This is a genomic window from Acinetobacter sp. CIP 53.82 (assembly GCF_000369465.1).
Classification (GTDB): Bacteria; Pseudomonadota; Gammaproteobacteria; order Pseudomonadales; family Moraxellaceae; genus Acinetobacter; species Acinetobacter indicus.
In genome coordinates this window covers 1-3,743 of the sequence record NZ_KB850047.1, presented here as the reverse complement: position 1 = coordinate 3,743, position 3,743 = coordinate 1, and the positions used below count along the sequence as shown (strand labels likewise).

The 3,743-nt window shown below is 43.0% G+C and carries 2 protein-coding genes and 2 pseudogenes; all 4 read right to left on the bottom strand.

Features of this window, described 5'->3' with window-relative positions:
• A pseudogene (locus F905_RS14920) lies at positions 1–458 on the bottom strand (type I restriction endonuclease subunit R); the annotation flags it as partial.
• On the bottom strand, positions 455–1,504 hold the full coding sequence (locus tag F905_RS14915) for a PDDEXK nuclease domain-containing protein (RefSeq protein WP_005182687.1): 1,050 nt from the start codon (positions 1,502–1,504) through the stop codon (positions 455–457). The pseudogene F905_RS14920 and the gene F905_RS14915, both read right to left, overlap by 4 nt.
• Complete coding sequence (locus tag F905_RS15595) at positions 1,501–2,787, bottom strand: restriction endonuclease subunit S (RefSeq protein WP_005182684.1); 1,287 nt, start codon at positions 2,785–2,787, stop codon at positions 1,501–1,503. The genes F905_RS14915 and F905_RS15595 overlap by 4 nt, the downstream gene beginning before the upstream one ends.
• A pseudogene (locus F905_RS14905) lies at positions 2,787–3,743 on the bottom strand (SAM-dependent DNA methyltransferase); the annotation flags it as partial. The gene F905_RS15595 and the pseudogene F905_RS14905, both read right to left, overlap by 1 nt.

Genomic DNA, 3,743 nt, shown 5'->3' with positions numbered 1-3,743 from the left:
TCCTGTAACTCGGCAGCCGTAGCATACGGGCTATAGACCAACTCTGGCACAATGCGGCAGATGTTCTTTTTGTAATTGGCTAAGGTATCGGGATTTAGCGCATGTTCCGGTTTAAACTGACAGAGGAAAAATCGTGCGCTGCGGGTTTTCACTCCGTGACGCAGCACACCTAAAGTGCCATAGCTACGCGACTGTTCATCGGTGGCATTGATGTCGGCTTTCTTCAGCTGGGCAACCACGGCTTCTAGAAAATGCCGTTCGGTATCTTGTGGAAAGATGCGCTGAAACTTCTGCCAGTCTTGTGCTTGGGTCTGTTGCACAAAATCCAGTACGTCCTGCTCATACAAGGCAGTTTCACGGTTATAGCCTTGTGGCGTACCGAGTTGCCAGCCCTGAGCCAGCATCTGCTGAATGATGTCGTTCTGGAAAATGCTTTCACGGGTGGCATCCATGTTTATGATTCTCCATCGGCGAGCAAGCGTTGTTTAGCACGTTCCCTCGCAAGGTGTAAGCGCTGTTCCAAGACTTCTTTGGGTGGCAAAACCGTCATATATTCAGCCACATGAATATCCGATTTTTCCAAGTCCAGCAATTCAATTTGTTCATGTTTTTTGGAGGTACAGAAAATAATGCCCAGCGGTGGGTTTTCACCTTCTTCCTGTTCGTATTTGGCCAGCCAGCGTAAATACAGTTCCATCTGGCTTTTATGCGAATGGCGGAATTTTTCAGTTTTCAGGTCAATCGCGACCAGTCGTTTGAGTTTGCGGTTGTAAAATAACAGATCAATGTAGAAATCATCTTCATCGATTTGAATACGCTTCTGGCGGGCAATAAAGCTAAAACCTGAACCCAGCTCTAAAAGAAACTGCTCAATATCGCGCAAAATGGCATCTTCTAAATCTTTTTCCAGATAGCGGTCATTCAGATCGAGAAAGTCCAGAATATAGGGATCTTTGAGCAAGAGCTGCTGATGTACAACCCCTTGTTCCTTGAGCTGTTGCAGTTCATGCAGAATGGTTTCATCCGGTTTTTTGGAAATCGCGGTACGTTCAAACAGCATTGAACCGATCCGTTCATCCAGCGTTCGCGTAGACCAGCGTTCCTGCACTGCCATGTTGAGATAGAATTCTCGTTTGATGTGGTCATCTATATACATCAGGGTTTTAAGATGCGTCCAGCTTAATTGTCCACGCACTGCATGGACAATGTTGATATCATCAAAAACTTCGGCAAATTTAACATAGTAGTTGAGCTGTGACTTTCCCCAGCCTCGGCCTAATTGCGCTGTCAGGGCTTTGGATAAATTACCAATGATGTGTTGCCCATATTCTGCCCGTTCACCTTTGAGGATTTCCTGTCGGATACGTTGTCCCACGTGCCAATACAGCAAGGTCAGTTCGGCATTGACGGCTACGGCTGCACGCTGTTTGGCGGCATGGACAAGTGAAACAATATCTTGGGTCAATTGTGGCAAGGCTACGGGCGTTAAAGAATGATCACTCATGCGCTTAACTCCGTGTCTGCCTCAGTAACGCTTGGAGCTTGCCAATTGCGAACATCAATTTTTCCAGTCACGGCTGCGGAGATCAGGGCGGTTCGGCGTTCTTGTAAAAGAGAAACTTGTTTATTAGCAGTTAAGATTAAAAAGTCATACTTTGCATTTTGTGTTTCTATGTAAGAAATGATCTGTTCTATTTCAAAGTTAGGAGGTAATCCAATTTTTATTCCACCAACCGTATCGGTGTTTAAATTTAATTGAGTACCCATTTTTCCTAAACCTAAATAAGCTTGCCCTGCTTCAAAAATATAATATAAAAATTTATTATTCATTTTTAAGGTAGGAAAATAAACAAAACCATCATGGATGCAAGCTTTGAATACAGTAATACAAGGCTTTCCAACTGTTCCGGCTATACTTAAAAACAATTCGTTTGGTTCTAAACGGACACTAAGAGAAGATCCTAATTTAGATAATTTTTGAGTTGTATCAGTTAGATACATACCTGCTTTCGTGACATCTGCTATTCGAGTCCAAGCATACTCACCTTCATCATCAAAATATTTAGGGTCATCAATAGGTCTCGGAGAAGCTCCTCTTTTTACTTCTGTTAAGTGTTTAATATAAATAACATCCCAATGCTCCGGCACTTCCCCTAACCATGCCACACCCGAATCTTTCATCGGGACATTTGGATTTAAGCCTTTGGTCACGGCATGGCTAATCACCGCTTGACGTTTTTCTTTGAGCAGTTCAATCAGTTGTTGTTGTTTTTCAATCAGATGATCGATTTTGGCGGTTTCATGATCCAAGAAATCACCAATAGAATTTTGTTCATCTAATGTAGGAGTAACTATCGGAAGTGCATTAATGCGATCAACTGCAATTCCTGGTTGTGCAGCAGAAACGGAATATTGCCCCAAATCCATAAACCTTAAAAATTCTGATAAATATGTAAGGTTAAATTTTTCGTATGGATAGACAACAACAGCATGTTCAGTAGCAAAAAACTTTCCTCTTGCTACATTGATATTTCCACAAAGTGCACCTTGTCTACCAACTAGTGCATATTCACCATCACAATTATATTTTTCAGTAAATCCTCTCAAACCATTACCACCAAATACAGGGTAAGTTCCTGTATCTTCAATATCAAAGGCAGTTATGCCATCACCACTCAATAATCTTAATTTATAACTTAATTTAACGACTTTCCAATGGCTAGGAATCTCACCTAACCATTCAACACCTGAATCTTTATACTCAGCGTATTTTTGATACTTCGCCATTAAGAATGCACCTCTTGCAGAAGTTCCATAATTTCACGGCTCACCGCATCCAAATCCGCATCAATCTCAGCTAAATCACGCGGTGGCTGGTACACGTAGAAATGACGGTTAAACGGAATTTCATAACCCACTATGCCGATCTCACCATCTTTTTCATCGCGCTTGTCAGCATTAATCCACGCATCGGCCACGTGTGGCTGGACTTCACGTTTAAAGTAGTCTTCAATCAATTCCGTGGTGCTGACCTTTGGATTCAATGCAATATTTTCGGCATCACGCAAGTCGCCATCTTGTACAAACTCAACTACTTTACCGTTATAGCTAAACTGGCCATACAGTGGGTTTTCTGCCTGTTTCACGACCTTGTTAATCACTGGTTCTGCTTCCGGATTCTTCCAGGTAATGGCATCTAACAGCTGTTTCTTCTCTTTGGCATCCAGCTTGATGTCGGTTTGCTTGAGGGCTTTTTTCAGCACTTCATCAAACTGGTTAAAGTCATCAAACTGCTCAGTACCAATCACGGCCTGTAAGGCTTGGGCTTTTTCCATCAAGGCTTTCTGGAATAGCCAGATTTTGCTGTCCAGTACCTCTTTAATGTCTTTTTCTTTTAGCTCAGGGAATTCCGCTTTAATCAGGGCACGTACCTCAAGGGCAACGTCCTGCAACTGACCGTAAGTTTCTGCTGTCCACACTGTACCAAAGGCTGTACCCAATTGCGCATCAATACTTTGCATCACGGCATTAAACGGTTTCGGGGCAAAGCGTAATGATGCAATTGCGCTATCCGTGATCTGTGCCGATAAACGTAATGGACGTTCAATGGTCACGCGACGATAACCAAATTCATGACTGTCAAAGATTTTGCTGGCGAATGGTTTTTGCTGTTCGGTTTCGCCATCCTGCGCCAAGGTGTCTACCGCGACAAAGTCACCGTAATTTTGGGTAATGGTGGCAAT

Excerpts from the sequence above, each read along its gene's own strand:
- F905_RS14915 (WP_005182687.1), bottom strand. The coding sequence starts at position 1,504 with ATGAGTGATCATTCTTTAACGCCCGTAGCCTTGCCACAATTGACCCAA.
- F905_RS15595 (WP_005182684.1), bottom strand. The coding sequence starts at position 2,787 with ATGGCGAAGTATCAAAAATACGCTGAGTATAAAGATTCAGGTGTTGAA.